This window comes from Micromonospora sp. IBHARD003, assembly GCF_056106285.1.
Genome location: NZ_JBWBBX010000001.1, coordinates 2,594,150 through 2,612,976 on the forward strand (window position 1 = coordinate 2,594,150; position 18,827 = coordinate 2,612,976).

Consider the following 18,827-nt stretch of genomic DNA (forward strand, 5'->3'; position numbering starts at 1 on the left):
CCCCAGGGCTGTCCAAGACCTGTCCCGCAGCGCCGATACCTCGTGGGTATCGTTGCAGTGTGGAGCTACGGGAGCTACGGACCTTGCGCTACTTCGTGGCGGTCGCCGAGGAACTCCACTTCGGCCGGGCCGCCACCCGACTGCACATGAGTCAGCCGCCGCTGAGCCGGGCGATCAAGCAGTTGGAGGCCGATGTCGGGGCCCTGCTCTTCGCCCGCTCGCCTGCCGGCGTCACGCTCACTCCGGTGGGCACGGTGCTGCTCGAGGAGGCGCGAGCCCTACTCGACCATGCCGACCGCGTCCGTGTACGTGTGAGCGCGGCGGTCGGCGTCGCGACCATCACCGTCGGCATCCTGGGCGACGGCACCGACCCGGGAGTGGCCAGGCTGGCCGGGGCCTACCGCCGACACCACCCCGGCATCGACATCCGCGTCCGCGACACCGATCTGACCGATCCGACGTGCGGGCTGCGCGCCGGACTGGTCGACGTCGCCCTCACCCGGGCGCCGTTCGACGAGACGGCCCTGACGGTGCGTGCGCTGCGAACGGATCCGGTCGGTGTGGTCCTGCGCGCCGACGATCCGCTGGCCCGACGCGACCGGCTGCGGCTGGCCGAGCTGAGCGACCGCCGCTGGTTCCGGTTCCCGCAGGACACCGACCCCATCTGGCAGTCGTACTGGAGCGGCGGCAGGCCACGCGAGGGACCAGTGGTGCGCGCCGTCCAGGAATGCCTGCAGGCCGTGCTGTGGAACGGCACGGTCGGCCTGGCCCCGCTCGGACACGACCTGCCCGCGGAACTGGCCGTGGTACCGCTGACCGACATGGCGCCGAGCCGAGTGGTAGCGGTGTGGAACGAAGGTGACACCAACCCGTTGATCCGATCATTCATCGAGATCGCGACAGCCGCGTACCGTCGCTGAGCACGGGCAACCGATGCTGCCGCGGCTCGTGAACAAGCGTCGACCGCGGACGTCGCGGTGCTGTCGGTGGCCCGGTCTACGGTTGAGGTCGACACAGCATCCGTGACGAAACCCAGGAGTTCCCTTGACGACTTTGCCCGATCGGCCGAACACTGCGCTGCTCGTCATCGATGTCCAGAATGGGGTGGTGGCAGGCGCCCATGACCGTGACAGCGTGATCGCGAACATCAACACACTGGTAGGCAAGGCGCGTGCCGAGGACGTGCCGGTGGTCTGGGTGCAGCATTCCGACGACGATCTCGAGCGGGACAGCGAGCCCTGGCAGTATGTGTCGGAGTTGGTTTGCCGAGACGGTGAGCCTCTCGTCCACAAGACCTACGGTGACTCGTTTGAGGGCACTGCGCTGGAGGCGCTGCTCGCCGAGCGTGGGGTGGGCCGGCTCGTCGTGACCGGTGCCCAGAGCGACGGGTGCATCCGCGCCACTCTTCACGGGGCTTTCGTCCGTGGGTACGACGTGACCCTCGTCGGCGACGCGCATACGACACAGGACCTCAGCGAGTACGGCGCACCGGCCCCGCACCAGGTGATCGCACACACCAACCTGTACTGGCAGTGGCAGGGCGGACCCCGACGCCGCGCGGAGACCGTCGATACCGCAGAGGTGACGTTCTCTGCGGACGCGGGCTGAACCGTCCCGAACAGAACCTGGTCTGCCGCGCTCGTCTCCGGTTGGCTTCCTCAGTTGTCCTCGGCGTGTTCCCACCGCAGAAGTTGAGCCGGAACCGCTTCTCGCGTACAGAGCCAGAGAATTGAGGCCCAGCCCTCGCGACCAACGTCTGGACAAGGGTGCCCGCCCAGACGTTGGTTGGTTATCGGTAGTCCTCTTCCAGGCGCCTGTGCTTCTCAAGTGGAAAGGGCCTGGAGGAGGTCGCCGACCTTGGGGTCGGGCAGGGCGCGGGCGACGTCGGCCTGGGCCACGATGCCGACCAGGGTGTGGCCGTCGATGACGGGCGGGCGGCGTACTTTGTGCCGGCTCATCGTCCGCAGGATCTCGTCCGAGTCGTCGGCGGCGCTGAAGGGCTCTTACGCCGCTGGTGATGACCGCCCCCCACAGACAGGCACCACCAGCGACGGTCCCCTCTCCGGAGGGAGAGGACGGGGCCGAAGCAAGGAGGCGGCCCTCGGCACGCGTACCCGAGGCTCACACGCAAACACTCCCCCCACCTGATGCCGGGCCGAAAAACCTTCAGACGGCATGGCCTTGCGCCATCAGCGAGGGCGTTGATGACGTCGATCAGCCGCCCAGGGCGCACGGTTCCTCCTCCATGGTCGACGTGAATGCCGGGGACTATCCGGCGCTGCCTTGAGGTGCGCTTCGAGGCGCGGCCGTACTTCGTCCGGTGAGGGCCCATGGGACGGACGCGGTGATTCTTCGGACATCGGGCTCTTCCCCCGGCCTCGTGCCGCATCAGCGAGACACCTCCGGGCATCTGCTCAGTAAGGCGGGGGGTGGAGACGTTGCGAGACGACAGTCACGAGGAGGACCGCACATCCACTGAGGGATGCCTTGGGGACGTCCCAGATGAGGAGTACTGGCGAGCGGCATGGCGGCTCGCCGAGAGTGTCCGGGGACTTCCCCCGGTCAGGAGCCTGCCCGCCCGTACACCGCCTGCCTGGAGCTCCTTCCCGGGGCAAGGCACGCGGGTCCGTGTGAGTTGCGGGCACGGAGCAAGTGGCACCGCCCGCCAAGCCCGCTAAGAGGGGTCGGAATCTTCCGGAACCGAACGGGTGACGAGGCTCGATTCCAGGCCTTCCCGGATGTCGTCCGCTATGAGACCGGTCTCCGCCCATACGACGAGCGACTCCGCGACCTCGGTCAGTCGGATGCCGGTGCGGTGGGCGATGTCCTCGAGGAGGATCCTGCCCTCGATCGGGTCCAGGCCGCCGTGCGCAGCCACAATGCCGATGGCCTGGCCGATGGCTGCAGTAGCCCCGATGGACTCGGCCGCGTGCTTCTGGATCCGCTCGACCTGCTCCTGCACGGCGATGGCCGCATCTGGCGGCTTCCCGTCGGTGACCACGATCTCGTGGGCACCCGGGTGGTCCTCCGTAGCCAGGCCGGCGTCGTTCAGCACAGCGATCACCGCTGTGTGCAGGGCCCGGTGGATGTTGAGACTTGTGTCCAAAGCGGCGCTTGTGTCTCCACCGTGGGCACGCGGATCCTCATGGGGCGTCCATCGGATGATCACGCGGCGCAGCTCCGCTCTCACCGTCAGCCCCGACGGCTCGAGGACTCGATGCGCCGTGGCGCCCGTTGCGGGTTCCTTTCCGCAGACCTGGAAGCCGACGCGGGTCAGGATCGAACACACCCGAAGCAGCAAGTCGTGGCATTCCACGCCCTGTCCTTCGTGGACAGCCGACAAGGCAAGGAGGTGAGCAGCCCCCGTCTGCTCCATCACGGCACGTACCTGCGGCCCTGCGTGCACTATCGCCAGCACCCGACCTGCGGCAAGGGCGCGGTCGTGCAGTTCCATGAGCAGCTCAGGTGCGGACGGATCGCAGCAGGACACCCCGGTCAGGTCAACGGTCAGGCACCTCGCGGAATCCAGGGCAGCGGTGAGTACCCCACCGAGGTCAGCCGCACCCGCCCGGTCCATCTCACCGGTGATGACCGCGACGGATCGATGATCGTCTCCTCGCGTGACGATCACGGCCACCGAGTGGCGGCTGTTCAACGGCATATCGGACGGAGAGCTCATGGCCGACCCTTCCTTGTCCTGGTTTCATCCTCGTTTTCTGGTTAGGTGACGGTCAAGGCATTCATGAGAAAATTTTCAGGTTTCGCGATGCATGAACGATATGCCCTACTCTCTTCTTAGAAAGGGCGGAGGCCATGCGCAGCACGTGGACGTTCCTCACCAATCACACGCGCGTACTCTCGGCGATCGCCCGTGACCCCTGGGCGCGCGTCCGTGATCTCGCAGACACCCTGAATCTGACCGAGCGGACCGTCCATGCCGTGGTCGCCGATCTCGAGGCCGCCGGCTACCTCACCCACACGCGCGAAGGACGGCGCAACAAGTACCAGGTGCTGGAAGGCGGCCGGTTCCGTCACCCGGCCGAGGACAACCGGCACATCGCCCCCCTGCTCGAGATCCTCGCCCTCCCAGACGCCCCGGAGTCACCCGCCCCGAGTGACGGCCCAGGCGACGAGCAGCCACCGGCCAACTGAAGCACGCGCGCCGTCTGCCTCGTCTTCGCCGAAGCGGCGGGCGTGGCCGCGACCGCCAAGCCTTCCCGCCCGGCGGCGGCCCGAACAACCAGCGTCGCGCCTCTTCACGCGCGGGACTTTCGTGCCATGCATCAGGCGCGGCGCTCGTACTCCGCGAACAGGCTGCCATCCAGGTGCGACAGAAGGTGTGCCGGGTCCTGATAGACCGCGGCTGCTCCGGCCTCTTCGAGATCCGCACGGGGGATACCGCCCGACAGCAGCGCCACGGCCCGGACGCCCGCCCGGGTGGCTGCCTTCATGTCCCACACCGTGTCCCCGACGAAGACGGCCTCCGCGACGGCCGCTCCGACGAGGTTCAGAGCCTGGTGAACCGGGTCGGGTGCGGGCTTGCCGGCCTCGACGTCATCTGCCGAGGCCACGCCGGCGATGACGTCATCCGCGTCGACGGCCCGCCGCAGAGCCTTGAGTTCCGCTCCCCCGGCCGACGTGGCCAGCACCACCCGCCAGCCCCGGTCCGCGAGCGTACGCAGCAGATCCTGGGCTCCGTCGAGAGCGGGGAGCCGGTCGAACCATGTGCCGTACAGCGTGTCGTGGGCGGCCGCGAGGGCCTCGTCCTCGTCCCCGGCCCGGTCGTCGCCCAGCAGATGGGCGATGAGATCGGTCGCACTGAGTCCGATCGACCGGTGGATCTCGCGCATCGCCACATGGTGCCCCGCCTGCCGGAACACCTCCCACCAGGCGACGACGTGAAGATGATTGGTGTCGGTGAGAGTGCCGTCGACGTCGAAGAGAGCCGCGCGTGGCATGGGCGTCTGCCTTTCAGACCGGAGAAGTGGATCCGCGGGAGTATCGGGCGCGGAGCAGGACTGCCGGGCAGGCCTGCTTAGACCAGCTCAGCGTGATCGGCCTGCGGGCCCGTGTTCTCCGTGCAGCAGCCCAGGGCTCGAAGGACTCTCCGGGTGAAGGCCGCCGCGGATGCCTCCGCGCCGCCGCGGGAGGCAGCGGACCGGTAGGTTTCCTCCCCGGCGACGCTGACGGGGCCGGATTCAAGCAGGTCAATGTCTGCAGCGATGAGCACCCCCCTTCAGTAGCAGATGGCCACTGAAGTCGCCTGACGTTGAGGACTCCCCCGCCCATACGGCCCAACTGCGCACCATTCTTCCTCGGAGTCGTTCCGGCCCCCTTGAGGGTTTCGGTCACGGCGTCCACGGCGCCGCTGAGGGCACCCTTGGACTTGCCCTTGGCTCCGCTCTCGATGGTGTCGCCGACGATGGTCACCCACGAGGTGCAGGCGCGACAGGAGGCACTCGCCGCGGAGGTGGTAGAGGCGCTACGCCCGTTCACCCGGGATCAGGAGACCTCCCAGCCGAACGGGACCGACTTCCTCAGTGTCTCGTTCCTGGTGCACACGGACCAGGAAGAGACGCTCCTGACCACGCAGTTGAGCCTCGCCAGCCAGATGGGCGAAGAGTTCCGGTTCCGCCTCAACGGACCGCTTCCCCCCTACAGCTTCGTCTGAAAAGCGTGAAGCGGATACGCGACCAACCGCACCGCACACGACGTGGAGCTGGTCCGGGAGAGGACTTCAACGACCGGTACCTTCCCGCTCACGGGTCGCCCGCTCCGAGTCTCCGGACGTGGAGGATGGGAGCTGCCGACGGGCCTGCCGCCCGCTGTCGGCCGAACCGCTCAGCGGACCACGCGGAGGAGTCGGAAGGCGGCGTGAGGGCTGTTGCGTCCCCTGGACCGACCCCGTGTCCCCTGTGTGTCCCCGGGATCTTGGTCCGAACGCAGGAACGGGGGTCGCCACGCGCGTGTGGCGACCCCCGTTCTCACGTTTCCGCACGTAGAAACGATCCTGCGGCACCGCTCTGCGGTGGGGCGGGTGGGACTCGAACCCACGGCCGACGGATTACGAGTCCTTTGGGGATCTTGGCGGCCCTTGCCGATCAACGCTTGTTCGCGACGTTTTGGCAGGTCAGGCGCGGTGAGCTGTGTCGGAGCCCGTTCGTTTTTGTCAGTCTGTTCCCATCCTTGTGTCCCGACCGTGTCCCGAACGCGTCCCGGATGGACGGGCCAGCGCACGCGCAGCCCATGCGGCAGCTCGGGAAAGGGTTCTTCGACCTCCCTATTCGAGGGCGTGGCGCGGCCTACGTCGTTGTCTCCGGCGTGGGCCGCGGCTGTCCACGGACCAGACGTGCGGCGGCGTCAGGCGTGGGCAGTGCCCCGGGTGGTGCGCTGCTTGTGGATCAGTGCGAGCACGCCGTCCAGAACGAGGAAGGCAAGCAGCGACCAGCCCAACAGAGGAAACGCCCACCCGAGGGCGATCACGAAGGGCACGCCCACCGCAAGAGCCAGCCAGGGCAGGTGGCGCCAGGTGCCCCGCGCGGGTGGGCGGCCGACCCAGGCGCGGCGGTCGGTGCGGGTGGGCCTGCGCTTCCACCACATGCGGTAGCCGAGGACGATGCCTGCGCTCAGGCCCAGGGCGATGACCGCGAGCACGATCTGGTTGACCAGACCGAAGAGCTTGCCCATATGGGCGCGTACGCCGAGCTTGGTGAGTTTGGCGAGCACCGGGTAGTCCGCCCAGTCGGAGCGCGAAGTGATCTCGCCGCTGTGGCGATCGATGGCCGCCTGGTCCATGCGGACCGGCCACTGGTCGTCGATCTGGGCAACGCTCCAGGTGCTCTTGTCGTCGGCGGGGGTGGTGATCTCGACCGGGCCGTCGAGTCCCGCGTCGCGGGCCTTCGTGAGGATCTGGTCGATGGCCAGCCCGTCCGGCAGTCCGGCCGCCCCCGTCTCCTTGTTGGTGTGGTGGGCGCCTGCTTCCCCGTTGTGCGATGCGCCTTCCTTGGCGGTGGGGGCCGTGGTGTCCAGCTCGGGCGGGAACGCGCTGAGCGAGGTGCGCAGGTCGGTGAAGCGTTCACCCGCGTAGGCGGACCAGGTCAGTCCGGTGGCGCTGAGGACGAGCAGGCCAACCGAGATCCACACGCCGGTGACCGCATGCAGGCTGCGGCTACGGCGCACCCCGCGTGCGCCGCGTTCGGGCAGCACGGTGTTGCGCGCCGAACTGCCCGCGCAAGTCCGGCGCCGTCCGAACCACAGCATGAGGCCGCCGAGAACCAGGACCCACAGCCAGCTCGCGGCGAGCTCGGAGTAGAGGCGGCCGGTTTCGCCCAGGTGGAGGTTGCGGTGCAGGTCGTCCAGCCAGGTGGCCAACGGGGTCGAGCCCCACCAGGTGGTCAGAGAGCCGCGCACCTCGGCGGTGTAGGGGTCGACGTAGACGGTGCGCTGCTTGTCCTGGTCGGCGAGCTCGGGCACCGAGAGCACGATCTTGGTCGTGTGGTCGGGTTCGGCCGGCGGGACGACCGAAGCGATGCTGCCCTCGGGGTGGGCCTTGCGGGCAGCGGCTATCTGCTCTGTCAGCGGCTTGGGGCTCTCGCCGATCTTCTCGACGCGCAGCTGATCGCCGTACACGAGCTGGTCGAGCTGGGGCACTGCGGTGTACGCGAGCCCGGTCAGCGCCGCGACCAGCAGGAACGGGGCGACCAGGATGCCCGCGTAGAAGTGCAGTCGGGTCAGCAGGGGCCACCAGGTGGTGGCGGGGCGGCCGTTTCGGCTCTGGCTTTCCCCGGTGCGCGTCGATGTCGTGGGGGTTTTGGAGTCGGCTCCGGGGGCCGGGAGGGCCTCTGATTCGGTCGCGCCCTCGATTTCGGCTCTGGCTTCGGTCGCTGCCGCGCCTTCGGCCTCGGTTTCGGCCGCCGTAAGCGGGTCGGGAGGGCCGCCGGGGGTGGTTGCGGGAGGGGTGCTCATGAGATTGGTCTGGCTCCTGGGTCCGGGCACGGCTGCCTTGCGGCGCCACGCCGTTCACGCGCTGTTGGACACGGGTCTCCTGGCGTGCGGGCGTGGCGCATGGCCTGCCCTGATCGGAGACATACGTGTGGGGGCCGCGACGCGCAGCCGGAACACACCGGGGCACGTGCGGCGGGGACACCGAGAACCTTGACGGTGCGTGAGCACCGCCCGGGACTGGGATCAGCGGATGAACGCGGCGGGCGGACCGCGCCGACCGATGCAGTGCTCCAGTACCTGTGTCCTGCACGGAACGATCGCCATCGCACGGCGCAGCGCGGACGCCGGGCGGCACGGAGGCAGGACCACCCCACGCAGCAGCACCAGGGCCCGCAGCATCGATGACAGTGGCGTGCCGAGCTTTCGGCACAGCCTCCACACCAGGGCCTCTCCTTGGCGCAGCCACCAGGCGGCGCCGAGCCCGGCGCCCAGGTGCGCGAGCAGCATCAGGGGAGTGAGGTGTCCTGAGGAGATCAGCGTCGCCGGCCCGGCGGTGCCCGACGGCTCCATGGTGACCATCTCACCCATGGATACCTGATGCCATATGTGTCCGGTGTGCCCGGCATGTGCTGGGGGTGTGGCCCCGAGCCGGGCGGGATCGGCGTAAGCGAACAGAAGATGCAGCGCGCCTTGGACGACTGTCACCGCGCCGCCGATTTCGGCCAGTGTTCGTTCGCGGCCCGCAAGCCGCCCCGCGATGATCGCTGCGACGACACCGCCGACCGCCAGCAGCGCCAGCGGCGGGTGATGTCCGGCCGCAGCACCGTGGCCGGAAGCGGCGAGCAGCACACAGACCAGGGTGAACGCTGCGACTCGCGCGCTGCGGAGCATGCCCTGGTCAGCCATCACCCCTCCTCGCGGCCGCTCGGGAACCCGCCGCCTGTCCTCCGGTACTACGTCTAAGGCCCCCATAACGCTCAGTTCCAGCCACGAGATTTGCGCGACTGAGGTCTCGGTGTGGTCACGAGGCTTGGCGCTCATGGTGCCGACATCTCCGTAAGGGCGGCCTGAGCTTACCCGGCGCTGGCCTGAAAGTACTCCATCGGTCCGGTAGGGGCGGGGTCGGACGAGGATGGTCCGCGACGAGCCGCTGACCGCGAAGGGGGCTGCGGTGACGGGCTCGACAGAGCCGGCCGCGCACCTACTGGTCAACGTGGTCGCCAGGGCCGGTGCCCTGCTGCGCCATCACCGGGACGTGCGACTGCGCAGCCGGCATGGCCGACGCCTGGTGGCCGGGCCGGGCGCTGTCGCTGCTTCGACGAAGCCGGTACGACGAAGGCTGCGGGAGAGGGGGAAGGGGGCCTTTGGCTCCCTTGTGCACGTGATGGTCGATGCGAATCCCGAGTCTCGACCGTGTGTGGGAAACGGGAAGGCTCCCGCAAGCAACGTGCTTGCGGGAGCCTTCCGTTGTGCCGCCTGCCGGCGTGAAGGGTGAGAAGACGATCACGGGCAGGCCGCCCTCGGCTCTATGCCATCACGGCGCGAGCAGCAGGCTGTCGCCGCGCTCCCTGGCGGCGGCGTAGCGTCGCGCGACGTCCTGCCAGTTGACGACCTGCCACATGGCCTCGATGAAGTCCACCTTCTGGTTCTTGTACTGGAGGTAGAAGGCGTGCTCCCAGGCGTCGAAGACCAGGATCGGGGTGGAGCCCTGACCCACGTTGCCCTGGTGGTCGTAGACCTGCTCGACGATCAGCCGGCCACTGAGCGGCTCGTAGGCGAGGACGCCCCAGCCGGAGCCTTGGGTGGTCGCGGCGGCCTTGGACAGCTGGGCCTTGAACTTGGCGAAGGAGCCGAAAGACTCGGCGATCGCGTCTGCGAGCTCGCCGACGCCGTCCTTGTCCAGGGGCTCACCGCCGCCGTCGCCGGTCATGTTGTGCCAGTAGATCGAGTGCAGGATGTGGCCGGAGAGGTGGAAAGCCAGGTTCTTCTCCAGGCCGTTGATCGAGCCCCAGGCATCCTTGTCCCGCGCTTCGGCGAGCTGCTCCACCGTGTCGTTCGCGCCCTTCACGTACGCCGCGTGGTGTTTGTCGTGGTGCAGCTCGATGATCTCGGGGCTGATCACCGGGGCGAGCGACGCGTAGTCGTACGGAAGCTCCGGGAGCGTGTAAAGCGCCATGTCCAACGCGCTCCGACGTAATTGCCACTGATGTGCAACTGCATGCTAGCAGCGAGAGGGGGTGCTGGTAGATCAGGCGTTGGTCCTACGACCGTGGTCGCGTCGGAGCGGAGCTGTCGGCCTGACGGCGTTCAGCATCCGGTGGGCGGAACGGTTTGTTCATGGCCCCCGGCTCGGCCGAGTAGCAGCGTTCACCCGTCGGCCGAAGCAGCAGCGGGAGGTTGTGACGGTGCCGGGTTCGGGAAGCCGCGTCTGTACCGCACGTGGAGCATGGCCGCATACAGGACAGCGAATGCTGTCCAGGCGAGGTAGATGCCGGGCAGGCCGAGGCGGGCGTGTACGCCGAGGAGCCAGCCGAGCGGTATGAGGAGGACGTAGTCGCTGGTCACGGAGGCGATCATGATCGCTTTGGTGTCCCCGGCGGCGCGCAGCAGGGCGGCGTGGGAGATGGCGAGTGCCAGGGGCGCCATGCTGATTAGCGCCAGTGGGGTTGCGGCCCAGGCTCGTTCGAGGACTTCCGGGTCGGTGGTGATCTGGGAGAGGAGGGAGCGGCCGAGGGCGAGGGCTGCGGCGGAGGGAAGGGCAAGCATGAGAAGGAGCAGCCGGAGGCCGGTCCAGTGCCAGGCGGCGGCGCGTTCGGGGTGGCCGCTGCCGAGTTCCTGGCCGGCCAGGACGGTGATTGCGGTGCTCGCTGAGGCGAGGCAGGTGAAGACGACGAGGGTCAGGTTGTCGACGATGCGGTAGGCGGCGAGGTCGTGGGTGCTCATGCGGGCGGCGAAGCCGGCCATCAGGGCCTCGTTGATGTAGCCGATGCCCAGGGTGCTCATTTCCGGCCAGCCGATGCGCCACAGTTCCTTGGTGACGTGTGCAGTGTCTGGTTTCGTGGTCTGCCGGGGCAGCCGGGTACGGCAGTGCAGGATCAGGTAGCCGGTTCCGGTGGCTGTGGCGGCGAGGGTGGCGAGGGCGGCGCCGGTGACGCCGAGGTCGGCGTGGAAGATGAGGAGCAGGCCGAGGGGGAGGTTGACGAGGTTGACGAGCAGCGCGGTGTACATCGAGGGGCGTGTTGCTCCGATGCCCGCGCAGGCGGCCTGGAGGGTGAAGGAGACGGCGGCGAACGGGACGGCGAAGGCCAGCAGCCGCAGGTAGGTGGTGCCGGGCCCGAGGACGTCGTCGGGTGCGCCCAGTGCGGCCAGGGCGAGTGGGGCTAGGGCATACAGGATGACGCCGATGGCCGCACCCGCGGCGACGGAGGTGACCAGTCCGGCGCGTACGACGTGGGCGACCTCGTGGGCACATCCAGCGCCGTGGCGTCGGGCGACCTGGATCTGGACGGCGGTGGCCCAGCCTCGTACGACGATCAGGGCGATCAGGTACACGGGGGCGGCGAGCGCGAACGCTCCGAGGGCGCCGGTGGACAGCCGGGCGAGCATGACCGTGTCGACGATGTTGACGGTGATCTGGGTCAGCCCGGCGATGAGCAGTGGGTAGGCAAGGGTCCATGCGCGGCGCACTGTGGGGCGTTCGGGGGGGTTCACAGTGCGGCCTGGGCGGCTTCCAGGAGCTCGGTGTCGCGGTCGAGGAGGATGAGGGTGTCCACGCGTGAGTCCTTCCAGGCCAGGATCCTGTCGATGATGGCGGGAAGGGGGCCCGGTAGCGCGACCTGGTCGAGCAGCGTGTCGGGGACCGCCGCGATGGCGTCGGGCTTGTGGCCGTCGGCGAGGCGTTTGCGGATGGTGTGGGCGGGGCCTTCGTATCCCATCTGGCAGGCGACGTCGAAGTAGGTGTTGCGTCCTCCCGGTCCGACTGCTCCGATCAGGTGCGCGAACAGCGGCCGGAGCCGGTCGCGGCCTTCCTCGAGGGTGTCGGCGCGGGCCACGTACAGGATGGGGCTGATCTTGATGTCTGCGGGTCTGCGGCCGGCGCGGGCGAGTCCTTCGTCCAGGGGCCGGGTGAGGGCGGCTTCGTGTTCGGGGGCGTACATGCCGGCCAGCCAGCCGTCGGCGATCTCTCCGGTCAGTGCGACGTTGCGGGGCCCGATGGCGCCGAGGTGGAGGGGGATGTCGGTGCGCAGGGGTTTCATGTCCGACTTCACCGGCCGGGCGGTGCCGCTGGATCCGGGGCCGCGGTAAGGGAGTTGGTAGATCTCTCCGTCGTGTTCGACGCGGGCGGTGTGGGCGAGGGCTTTGCGGACGATGTCGACGTACTCGCGGGTGCGCTGCAGCGGCCTGTCGTAGGGGCGGCCGTGCCAGCCTTCGACGATCCACGGGACGGACAGCCCCAGGCCGAGCTGGAATCGTCCGCCGGAGAGCATGTCCAGTGTCATGGCGGTCATGGCGGTGGCGGCCGGGGTGCGGGCCGGGATCTGCATGATGGCGGTGCCGAGCTTGATACGGCTGGTGGTGGCGGCCAGGTAGCCGAGAACGCTTACGGCGTCGGGCCCGTACTCTTCCACGCTCCATACGGAGTCGACACCGATCTGTTCGGCTCTGTGGACGACGGGGAGGATCTCTTCGACGGGCTCTCCGCCGTAGCCCAGGGCCAGCCCGAGACGCATGTGGTGACTCCTTGTCGTGTGCCGGGAGGTTGTGGGTCGATTCGACTGTCAGGAGAACGGCAGTGGGGCGCGGACGAGCTCGTTCTCGGTGGGCGGTCGGGGAACCCAGCCGCGGGCGGCGGGTTCGCGGGCGAGGCGCCTGCCGCCGAGGAAGGGGAAGGCAGCGGGGGCGTTGCAGGTCAGCCCGGGCACCATGACCCGGGCGACGTGCAGTCCTGCGGCTCGCACCTGTGGGGTGGTGAGGTCGACGGTGATGGCACGCAGGCCCTGGGCGGCGAGCATCTGGAGGTAGTCGTCCAGTCCGGTGGTGCGGCGGTCGTCGCCCTGGTTTGCGTGGCTGGTGGTTCGCGGTGCGCGGAGCCTGTGCAGGTGAGCGCCCTGTATGGATGGGTCGAGATACAGCTGCAGGTGCAGGCGTACGTCGTTGATGTCGCGCCAGTCGTGGCGGAAGTCCTGCTGGTAGGCGCGGTCGTGCCGGTGGGGTCGGTAGGGGCGGTGGTCGATGCGTCGGGCGCGGACGGCGCTCCAGAAGCCACTGTCGTGTTCCAGCAGGTCGAGACCGGTTTCGTGCGTGCCGAGTGCCTCGGTGAATGCCTTGGCCGCAGCCGCCTCGGCCGTGGAGCGACAGGCACTCCCGAAGGCGACCAGTCGCCGCGCCGGATCCTCGATGAACGCGCCGGCGACCGTGATGTCGAAGGTGGACGGGATCCGCAGGAAGGTCACGTGCAGTCCGGAAGCGGTGGCCTCGCGCACGGCGACATCGAGCAGTTCGTTCGCCTGCAAGGGTATAGGGGCTGCCGGTGCGCCGCTGAGCCACCACAGGGTGACCGCGTCGCGTTCCAGCACCTCGCGCAGTGCGGCGAGTTGAGCATCCTGCGGACTCGCTCCGGCCGCTGTTCCGGCCAGGACCGGGTAGTTGGTGGGCGGTTCGGCACGGCGTGGGCCACGGAAGTGGTTGACGTAGGTCAGGGAGGCGGGAACGAGGATGTCCTCGCCGTCGTGGAGATTGCGGCCGGTCACCCAAGTGATGCGCAGGTCGGGGGCCATCGCGACGAACGGAAAGCCACGTTGGGCGTACTGCCCAGATGAGTAGAGGGCGAAGTCGCGGGGATCGACGGCCGGCCGGCCCGCCCGGGACAGCTCGGCGTATGAGGCGCTCGGCAGAGCGTCCGGGACGAGGTTTCCGCAATAGCGTTCGACGGCTTCACCGATGGCGGCGCGACGTGCCTGGTCGTGGTCACCGAGGGCGGCGCCGCCGGTGACGGTGTCGATCGCGCCCGGGGCAATGTCGGGGTTCCTCGACAGGTGGGCGCTGTAGGAGATGCAGCTCGGCACGGTCTGTACGCGGGGACGGTCCTGGACCACGCGTTGGATCAGCGTGAGTCCGGTGTCCGCGCCACGACCGACCGGGGCGGCGCCCGACTCCGTCCCTTCCACCGGTACCGTTCGGCCGGATGGTGCCACGGGCAACTCCCCCACTCCTTGTTATGCGGAATCGGACGGTGCGCGCGGCGGGGTCATTGCCCACGCGTGACGTGCGGTGGGAGGCGACAAAGGCCGTCGCCTCCCACCGCCCGGTTCAGCTCGCGGTCTGCTCGTCCTCGACGTCCTCACGCCACTCGAACGGCGCGTCGACGGCCGGGGTGTGGGACTTCAGGCAGCCCGACTGCGGCTCTTCGGGTTCCTGCCAGCCTGTGTGTGCCATGTGCGTCCTCCTTGAGCTCGACACAGGACGCCCTTTGTTGCATATCCTGTGCAGTTACAAGTGACATGCAGAAGATTAGGGGCGGGATGCGTCGGTGCTCAACACCGCGCATGGCCAGGGTGGGTGGTTTCCGGACAGGAGGCTCATGCCACGGGCAGGGGTACGCCGTTGCCGCCTGGAACGGATGGGGCAGAGAAGGTGGGTCAGGCGCGGGAGGCACGGACCGAGGCAGACAGCGGGCATGGCTCCGGCACTGTGCCCGCGTCACCTCACCGTGTGCGGATGGCCTGATTTCCTCCGTCCCGGCGCTCCTTGCCGGCCGTGTCGGCGCAGGGCAGCACGGTGACGTGGGGGATCCCGGTACGGGGGTGCTCGGTCACCTCCGCCTCCACGCCGTAGACCTCCGCGAGCAGTTTGGTGGTGAGGACCTCCCCCGGCGTTCCGGTGGCGATCTCGCGGCCGCCGTCCAGCACACAGATCCGGTCGCAGAAGGCCGCGGCCAGGTTGAGGTCGTGCAGCGCGATCACAGCGGTGACGCCGAGCCTGCGGACCAGCCGGAGCGTGTCGAGTTGATGGCGCAGGTCCAGGTGGTTGGTCGGCTCGTCCAGCACCATGGTCCCCGTGCGTTGTGCGAGCGCCCGGGCGATCAGGACGCGCTGCTTCTCCCCGCCGGAGAGACGGTCGAAGGGTGCGTGTGCGAGGGCGGCGACGTCGAGTTCACCCAACGAGTCCAGAATGATGCCGCGGTCCTGGGCGTCGTCGCCCGCGAAGGCCCGTTTGTGCGGGGTGCGGCCCATGGCCACGACGTCGTACACGGTGAGTTCGAAGTCCCCGGCGGTTTCCTGCAGTACGGCCGCGAGCCGCTGGGCCAGGCGTTTGCCGGGCATCCGCCAGACGTCGTCGCCGTCCAGGAGGATCCGCCCCGTTGTGGGGCGCACCGCTCGGTAAATCGTGCGCAGCAGGGTGGACTTGCCCGCGCCGTTCGGTCCGACGAGGCCGACGACCTCACCGGGTTTCACGTGCAGGGAGACCTGCTCCACCAGGGGTCGGCCATTGACGACGACGGAAACGTCTTCGGTTTCGAGAGCGCTGGGTTTGCTCGCCGCCAGGTCCTTCATCGCGCCGCCTTCCGTCGCATGAGCCAGAGGAAGAAGGGGCCACCGACCAGGGCGGTGAGGATGCCGACGGGTATCTCTTCCGGGCTCATGAGCGTGCGCGCGGCGAGGTCGGCTGCGATGAGGAAGGCCGCTCCGAGGAGAGCGGCGGCGGGTAGGGCGCGGCGATGGTCGGCGCCGACCAGGAGCCGTACCACGTGCGGCATGATCAGGCCGACGAACCCGATCTGGCCGCTGACCGCGACGATGGTGCCGATCATCAGGGCGACCAGCGTGAACAGCGCACCGCGGAAGCGGTGGACGTCGAGTCCGAGGGCTGCCGCCGCCTCCTCCCCCGCCAGCAGCAGGTTGAGCGGACGGCACACGCCCAACAGGACCGCCGTCCCGAACAACACGGCGGCGACGGGGATCCACACCGTCGTCCAGGTGGTGCCCGCCAGTCCGCCGAGCATCCAGCGCAGTGCGGACTGCGTCTTCTGCGGGTCGTTGGAGGTGACGACCAGGAAACTGGCCACGGCCGAGAGCACTTCGGCCATGGCCACGCCCGCCAGAACCAGCCGCACCGTGGTCATCCGACCGCCGGACCGGGCCAGGAAGTACACGGCGAGCAGTGCGGCCAACGCCCCGCAGAATGCCGCAGCGGGCAGGGAAAACACGCCGAACAGCGTCACGTTGAGGACAAGGACGAGGACCGCACCGACCGAAGCGCCCGACGACACCCCGAGGAGCATCGGATCGGCCAGCGGATTGCGGACCAGGGCCTGAAGCGCCATTCCGGCGACCGAGAGACCCGCGCCGACGACGCCGGCCAGCAGGACCCGGGGCAGCCGTACGTCGACGACGATCGTCTCGCGGACCTGCGTCCACGTCGGCTCGGCCAGGGCCGGATGCACGCGGTGCAGCACGATTCCCCAGACCTGGTCGGCGGGAACGCTGATCGATCCGGCCGCGACCGCGACCGTCGCGCACGCCGCGACGAGAAGGCCGAGGAGCGCGAGGACTACCGGATAGGGAAGGCCGCGTCGGCGTTGCGGAGTGGCGTCGGCTTCGGTCCGTATGCCCGTCCCCTCTCCTGCCGCGGTCGCCTGCGTCGTCCCGGTCACCGGAAGCGTTCCGGGTGGATCTGACGCGCCAGCGACTCCACCGCCGCCGGCACCCGCACGCCGAGGACGGTGGACGACAGCGGCAGCACCGCGAACCGCTTGTTCTTGATCGCGGGCACGTCCTTCAGCGCCGGGTTGGCGAGCAGGAACTTCTTCTTGTCCTCGACGGGCTGATCACCGTAGTCGTAGATGACGACGACCTCGGGGGCGCGTTCGGCCACCTGCTCGAACGAGACGTTCCCGAACGCCTTGTCCACGTCGGCGAAGAGGTTCACCCCACCAGCCCGCTTGATCATCTCGTTGCCAATGCCTTTGCCGCCTGCGGTGAAGGCGGTCTTGTCGCCGCTGTCGTAGACGAAGAGCTTGGTCGGGGCGATACCGGTGAGCCTGGTCTCGACGTTCTTCAGCGTGCTGTGGAGTTTCTGCACCTGCTGCTCGGCACGGTCCGGTACGCCGAAGATCTTCCCGACGGTGCGGATCTCCTCGTCCATCCTGTCCATGGTCACAGGGCCGGTGGAGCATTCCTCGATGTTGAGGTGGGTGCTGATCCCTGCCTTGGTGAAGGCGGCACGGCTGCGTCCTTCCTTCTCGTCGAAGGTGGTGGAGAAGCCGCCGTAGACGAAGTCCGGTTCGGCGGCCAGCAGCGTCTCGAAGGACGGGTACTCCTTGGAAAGGACCTTGATGCCGCGGTAGGCGGCCTGATACTCCGGCAGGATCTTGTCGTCGAGATAGCCCGTTCCCACCATCGACTTCTCGAGTCCCAGAGCGAGCATGACCTCGGTCGCGTGCTGGTTCAGTGACACCGCCCGCTGCGGCGGTCGCTGATAGGTGGTCTTGACGCCGCAGTTGTTCACCGTGACCGGGAAGCCTTTGGCCGGGGCTCCTTCGGAGCCGGCGTCACTGCGGGTCGCGGTACCCCCGCAGCCGGATACCAGCAGGGCCGTTGCCGCAGCCGCCAGCAGGGACCTCGTGCGTATGGCCGTCATGTCGCGCGTCCTCTCCCCCGCCCGGGACCGCCTCCAGCCGGCCCTTCCGGTCATCGCCCGGGTCTGTTGCAAGTTATGGGCCACTCAGGGCTTGTTGCAACTCCTTCGCAATTACATTTTGCAGGCAGTAAGGCGGGTGGTAGCGAGAGAAGGAGTCCGGCCATGCGACGCGCGCCGGTGGTACTGGGGATCGAGTCGTCGTGCGACGAGACGGGTGCCGGGATCGTGTCCGGCGGCCGTCTGCTGGCGCACGCCGTGGCGTCGAGCATGGATGAGCACGCCCTGTTCGGCGGGGTGGTGCCGGAGATCGCCGCCCGCGCACATCTGCAGTCGTTCAACCCGGTGGTGCGGGAAGCACTGGACCGGGCGGGACTGTCCCTGGCGGACGTCGACGCAGTCGCGGTCACCACCGGGCCTGGGCTGTCCGGCGCCCTCCAGATCGGGCTCGCCGGGGCCAAGACCCTTGCGTACTCCCTTGGCGTGCCGCTGTACGGAGTGCACCACCTCGCCGGTCACGTGGCCGCCGACACCCTCGAGCACGGGCCACTGCCCGACCCCTGCGTGGTGCTGATCGTCTCCGGTGGTCACACGTCCTTGCTGCTCGTACGGGATCTGGTGCGCGATCCGATCCTGCACCTCGGCGACACGGTGGACGACGCCGCGGGCGAGTGCTTCGACAAAGCGGCAAGGGTGTTCGGGCTGCCTTATCCAGGAGGCCCGGCGATCGACCGGACTGCCCGGGACGGCAATCCGCGTGCCGTGAACTTCCCTCGCCCGCTCACGGGTGCGAAAGACGATCCGTACGCCTTCTCCTTCTCCGGACTGAAGACGGCCGCGGCCCGCTGGGCGGAGCAGCACCGCGTGCGGGGCGAGGAGGTCCCCCTGGCGGACGGCGCGGCCTCGCTCCAGGAGGCCGTCGCCGACGTGCTCACCAGGAAGGCTCTGGCCGCCTGCCGGGAGTACGGCGTCGGAACGCTCGTCGTGGTGGGCGGAGTCGCCGCGAACTCCCGGGTGCGCGTCCTGGCCGAGGAGCGGTGCGCCGCGAACGGGATCACTTTGCGCGTCCCGCCGCTGAAGCTCTGCACCGACAACGGCGCCATGATCGCCGCAGTCGGCGACCTCCTTGTTAGGGCCGATGCGGAGCCCGCCCCGTTGGACGTCTCAATTGATCCGTCGGCGCCACTGGAGTACGCGGCCCTGCACCCGGTTGCTCCGGCCGCCGGCGTCCGGGCGGCGTGAGGGCA

At 68.9% G+C, this 18,827-nt stretch carries 18 protein-coding genes; 5 read left to right on the plus strand and 13 right to left on the minus strand.

Going from position 1 to position 18,827, the window contains the following annotated elements:
* Positions 1-59 precede the first annotated feature (59 nt).
* Together ACTWOL_RS11565 and ACTWOL_RS11570 are read left to right on the plus strand one after the other, a co-directional pair.
* Positions 60-920, plus strand: a complete 861-nt coding sequence (locus ACTWOL_RS11565) for a LysR family transcriptional regulator (RefSeq protein WP_474296547.1) — start codon at positions 60-62, stop codon at positions 918-920.
* 124 nt (positions 921-1,044) lie between these two features.
* Positions 1,045-1,608 (plus strand): isochorismatase family protein, encoded by a 564-nt coding sequence (locus tag ACTWOL_RS11570; protein WP_474296548.1) that lies wholly within the window; start codon positions 1,045-1,047, stop codon positions 1,606-1,608.
* Between the two features lie 215 nt (positions 1,609-1,823).
* Here ACTWOL_RS11570 and ACTWOL_RS11575 read toward each other — a convergent pair whose 3' ends face one another.
* Together ACTWOL_RS11575 and ACTWOL_RS11580 are read right to left on the minus strand one after the other, a co-directional pair.
* Complete coding sequence (locus ACTWOL_RS11575) at positions 1,824-1,970, minus strand: CBS domain-containing protein (protein ID WP_474301144.1); 147 nt, start codon at positions 1,968-1,970, stop codon at positions 1,824-1,826.
* Between the two features lie 704 nt (positions 1,971-2,674).
* Positions 2,675-3,679 carry an STAS domain-containing protein gene (locus tag ACTWOL_RS11580; RefSeq protein WP_474296549.1) on the minus strand — a complete coding sequence of 335 codons (1,005 nt, stop codon included), beginning with the start codon at positions 3,677-3,679 and terminating at the stop codon, positions 2,675-2,677.
* Between the two features lie 134 nt (positions 3,680-3,813).
* On the opposite strand from ACTWOL_RS11580, the gene ACTWOL_RS11585 reads away from it, so the two are divergent.
* Complete coding sequence (locus tag ACTWOL_RS11585) at positions 3,814-4,152, plus strand: helix-turn-helix transcriptional regulator (RefSeq protein WP_474296550.1); 339 nt, start codon at positions 3,814-3,816, stop codon at positions 4,150-4,152.
* A 131-nt stretch (positions 4,153-4,283) separates the two neighbouring features.
* Here ACTWOL_RS11585 and ACTWOL_RS11590 read toward each other — a convergent pair whose 3' ends face one another.
* Positions 4,284-4,958, minus strand: a complete 675-nt coding sequence (locus ACTWOL_RS11590; RefSeq protein ID WP_474296551.1) for an HAD family hydrolase — start codon at positions 4,956-4,958, stop codon at positions 4,284-4,286.
* 422 nt (positions 4,959-5,380) lie between these two features.
* Between ACTWOL_RS11590 and ACTWOL_RS11595 the strand changes: the two genes are divergently transcribed.
* On the plus strand, positions 5,381-5,671 hold the full coding sequence (locus tag ACTWOL_RS11595; protein ID WP_474296552.1) for a GvpL/GvpF family gas vesicle protein: 291 nt from the start codon (positions 5,381-5,383) through the stop codon (positions 5,669-5,671).
* Positions 5,672-6,360: 689 nt separating this feature from the next.
* Here the strand turns inward: ACTWOL_RS11595 and ACTWOL_RS11600 are convergent.
* From ACTWOL_RS11600 to ACTWOL_RS11645, 10 genes are all read right to left on the minus strand, one after another.
* Entirely contained in the window at positions 6,361-7,965 is a 1,605-nt protein-coding gene (locus ACTWOL_RS11600; RefSeq protein ID WP_474296553.1) for a PepSY-associated TM helix domain-containing protein, read from the minus strand.
* A gap of 222 nt (positions 7,966-8,187) precedes the next feature.
* Complete coding sequence (locus tag ACTWOL_RS11605) at positions 8,188-8,850, minus strand: hypothetical protein (RefSeq protein ID WP_474296554.1); 663 nt, start codon at positions 8,848-8,850, stop codon at positions 8,188-8,190.
* Positions 8,851-9,478: 628 nt separating this feature from the next.
* Positions 9,479-10,120, minus strand: a complete 642-nt coding sequence (locus ACTWOL_RS11610) for a superoxide dismutase (RefSeq protein ID WP_474296555.1) — start codon at positions 10,118-10,120, stop codon at positions 9,479-9,481.
* A gap of 191 nt (positions 10,121-10,311) precedes the next feature.
* A complete protein-coding gene (locus tag ACTWOL_RS11615) occupies positions 10,312-11,655 on the minus strand; it encodes an MATE family efflux transporter (RefSeq protein WP_474296556.1) in 1,344 nt (447 codons plus the stop codon).
* Positions 11,652-12,674, minus strand: a complete 1,023-nt coding sequence (locus tag ACTWOL_RS11620; protein WP_474296557.1) for an LLM class F420-dependent oxidoreductase — start codon at positions 12,672-12,674, stop codon at positions 11,652-11,654. The genes ACTWOL_RS11615 and ACTWOL_RS11620 overlap by 4 nt, the downstream gene beginning before the upstream one ends.
* Positions 12,675-12,722: 48 nt before the next feature.
* Entirely contained in the window at positions 12,723-14,138 is a 1,416-nt protein-coding gene (locus tag ACTWOL_RS11625) for a YcaO-like family protein (RefSeq protein WP_474296558.1), read from the minus strand.
* 115 nt (positions 14,139-14,253) lie between these two features.
* A complete protein-coding gene (locus ACTWOL_RS11630; protein WP_474296559.1) occupies positions 14,254-14,379 on the minus strand; it encodes a hypothetical protein in 126 nt (41 codons plus the stop codon).
* 269 nt (positions 14,380-14,648) lie between these two features.
* Positions 14,649-15,497: an ABC transporter ATP-binding protein gene (locus ACTWOL_RS11635; RefSeq protein WP_474296560.1), complete on the minus strand. Its 849-nt coding sequence runs from the start codon at positions 15,495-15,497 to the stop codon at positions 14,649-14,651.
* Positions 15,494-16,597, minus strand: coding sequence for a FecCD family ABC transporter permease (locus tag ACTWOL_RS11640; RefSeq protein WP_474296561.1), 1,104 nt, complete (start codon positions 16,595-16,597; stop codon positions 15,494-15,496). Before ACTWOL_RS11640 ends, ACTWOL_RS11635 begins: the two co-directional genes overlap by 4 nt.
* Positions 16,594-17,583 (minus strand): ABC transporter substrate-binding protein, encoded by a 990-nt coding sequence (locus tag ACTWOL_RS11645; protein WP_474296562.1) that lies wholly within the window; start codon positions 17,581-17,583, stop codon positions 16,594-16,596. The genes ACTWOL_RS11640 and ACTWOL_RS11645 overlap by 4 nt, the downstream gene beginning before the upstream one ends.
* 162 nt (positions 17,584-17,745) lie before the next feature.
* On the opposite strand from ACTWOL_RS11645, the gene tsaD reads away from it, so the two are divergent.
* Positions 17,746-18,822, plus strand: coding sequence for a tRNA (adenosine(37)-N6)-threonylcarbamoyltransferase complex transferase subunit TsaD (gene tsaD, locus ACTWOL_RS11650; RefSeq protein WP_474296563.1), 1,077 nt, complete (start codon positions 17,746-17,748; stop codon positions 18,820-18,822).
* Positions 18,823-18,827 lie beyond the last annotated feature (5 nt).

Bases quoted from the DNA above. Each gene is read 5' to 3' on its own strand.
- ACTWOL_RS11580 (WP_474296549.1), bottom strand. From the start codon at position 3,679: ATGAGCTCTCCGTCCGATATGCCGTTGAACAGCCGCCACTCGGTGGCC.
- ACTWOL_RS11585 (WP_474296550.1), top strand. From the start codon at position 3,814: ATGCGCAGCACGTGGACGTTCCTCACCAATCACACGCGCGTACTCTCG.
- ACTWOL_RS11590 (WP_474296551.1), bottom strand. From the start codon at position 4,958: ATGCCACGCGCGGCTCTCTTCGACGTCGACGGCACTCTCACCGACACC.
- ACTWOL_RS11600 (WP_474296553.1), bottom strand. From the start codon at position 7,965: ATGAGCACCCCTCCCGCAACCACCCCCGGCGGCCCTCCCGACCCGCTT.
- ACTWOL_RS11605 (WP_474296554.1), bottom strand. From the start codon at position 8,850: ATGGCTGACCAGGGCATGCTCCGCAGCGCGCGAGTCGCAGCGTTCACC.
- ACTWOL_RS11610 (WP_474296555.1), bottom strand. From the start codon at position 10,120: ATGGCGCTTTACACGCTCCCGGAGCTTCCGTACGACTACGCGTCGCTC.
- ACTWOL_RS11620 (WP_474296557.1), bottom strand. From the start codon at position 12,674: ATGCGTCTCGGGCTGGCCCTGGGCTACGGCGGAGAGCCCGTCGAAGAG.
- ACTWOL_RS11630 (WP_474296559.1), bottom strand. From the start codon at position 14,379: ATGGCACACACAGGCTGGCAGGAACCCGAAGAGCCGCAGTCGGGCTGC.
- ACTWOL_RS11635 (WP_474296560.1), bottom strand. From the start codon at position 15,497: ATGAAGGACCTGGCGGCGAGCAAACCCAGCGCTCTCGAAACCGAAGAC.
- ACTWOL_RS11645 (WP_474296562.1), bottom strand. From the start codon at position 17,583: ATGACGGCCATACGCACGAGGTCCCTGCTGGCGGCTGCGGCAACGGCC.
- tsaD (WP_474296563.1), top strand. From the start codon at position 17,746: ATGCGACGCGCGCCGGTGGTACTGGGGATCGAGTCGTCGTGCGACGAG.